Source organism: Pseudomonadota bacterium (genome assembly GCA_039815145.1).
In the GTDB taxonomy this organism is placed as follows: domain Bacteria; phylum Pseudomonadota; class Gammaproteobacteria; order Steroidobacterales; family JBCBZW01; genus JBCBZW01.
On the sequence record JBCBZW010000289.1, the window covers coordinates 1 to 1712 of the forward strand.

The window sequence follows — 1712 nt, forward strand, 5'->3', positions numbered from 1 at the left end:
CGCTGGCGGGGATCACCGCGGGGAAGGGCGTGTTGCGACCTGGCAGCACGAAGCTGAGCGGCTCGCTGCTCGTGACCAGGTCGGCGAGACCATCGCCATTGAGGTCGCCAGCGATCGCGACTGCGCGCCCTGCGCCGGCCACGGCGAAGCCGTCGGTGCCGTCGAGGGTGGGGAGTACGATGACCGGGGGGAAGGGGCCGCCACGGCTGTTGCTGGCTTGCACGATCGCGTGGGCGTCTGCCGCCTGCGACCCCGGTGCGATCAGCAGGGCGCCACTGAGGGCCCAGGCGCCGCCGTGGCACATGCTGAGGACGCCGCGACGTACGGCATGGCGTAGGGGGATCTCACGGGTGGATCGGGCGCGCTGCATGGCCTTGGCTCCTTGGCACGGGGCGCGGCGCCCTGATGGCGTCCCTGCGCATCCTTCAGACGTGGCAGTGGTCAGCAGGCTGTCCGCTGCCGAGTTATTGAAGACGATTGCCTATTAGCAAGCGGTCATCAAGGATGAAGAGCCTCAACTACCACAGGCGATCCGCCGGACGGTCGCCTCAGACAATCGGCGACGTGCCCTACAGCGATGACCGCAACAGCGTGACCGCTAGCGTCGCCTGGGCGAGAAACCCCACCATGAACAAGGGCGTACGCGCCCACGGCACCGCCGCGACGTAAACCCCGTAGTGCAACGCCCTGGCCACGAAGTAGACCGCGCAAGCCGCGACGGTAGCCGACGTGCTGATCTCCGCCGCATGCAGCACGAGCACGAGCGGCGCGAAGATCGCCAGGTTCTCCACCGCATTAGCGTGGGCGCGCTTCGCCCGCTGCGCCCAGGGCGCGGCGTAGGGCGTGTCGTGGACCGGGTCGCGCATCGCCGGCCCGAACCCCAGCTGGGCGACGAGCACGAACACGTAGACCCACATCAGGCCGGTCATGGTGACGGTGAGGGCGAGCCAGAAGAGTTCTGCCGGCAATTCCATATAAAGGTTCTCCTTGAGGGGGGCGGAGACAGACTCTAGGGCGCCCGCGCAATCCTTTGAATGCTTGTATGTATCGATTTGTTTGCAGATACTCTCGCCATGAGCCGCGGACCCAAAGACGCCCTCAGCGACGCCCTCGCCGCCATGCGCGTCTCCGGCACCTTGCTGCTGAACGAGTGCTATCGCTCGCCCTGGGGGCTGCAGCTGCCCGCCGCGGAGCGCCTGGCGGAGATGTTCCAGGTGCCGCCGGAGACGCTGGTCATCCCGTTTCACCTGGTGGTGCGCGGCGGCTTCGACCTCGATCTGCGGGGAGACGTGCGATCGATCGCTGCCGGTGAGGTGGCGATCTGCTTCGCCGGCGGAGAGCACACGATGAGCGAAGGCGCGCCGCGCACCGTCGTGTCGCTGGAAGATCACCTCGCGGGCAAGTCCAGCATCGCCGTGATGAACGGCGCGACGGAGCTGGTCTGTGGCGTCTTCCTCCTGCGCGACACCCGCTTGAATCCCCTCTATCGGGCCCTGCCAAGGCTGGCGGTGGTTAGCGCATCGGATAGGCCGCCGTCCATGGCGGCGGTCGCCCAGCTGTTGGTGGAGGAGACGCGCGCCGGCGGCAGCGGCAGTGCCTTCATGAGCGAGCGCATCGTCGAGATGCTGCTGGCCGAGGTGGTGCGGGCACAGTTGAGCGCGGCGGTGGCGGGCGAGGGCAGCTGGTTCAGCGCCGTGCGCGACCCGCGCATC

3 protein-coding genes are annotated in these 1712 nt (G+C 68.0%); 1 reads left to right on the top strand and 2 read right to left on the bottom strand.

Going from position 1 to position 1712, the window contains the following annotated elements; translation table 11 throughout:
• Together AAF184_25875 and AAF184_25880 are read right to left on the bottom strand one after the other, a co-directional pair.
• On the bottom strand, window positions 1-370 hold a 370-nt coding region (locus AAF184_25875; GenBank protein MEO0425785.1), incomplete at its 3' end, for a hypothetical protein.
• 199 nt (window positions 371-569) lie between these two features.
• A complete protein-coding gene (locus tag AAF184_25880) occupies window positions 570-968 on the bottom strand; it encodes an MAPEG family protein (GenBank protein MEO0425786.1) in 399 nt (132 codons plus the stop codon).
• A 105-nt stretch (window positions 969-1073) separates the two neighbouring features.
• On the opposite strand from AAF184_25880, the gene AAF184_25885 reads away from it, so the two are divergent.
• The coding region (locus AAF184_25885; GenBank protein ID MEO0425787.1) for a cupin domain-containing protein at window positions 1074-1712 on the top strand (639 nt) is incomplete at its 3' end.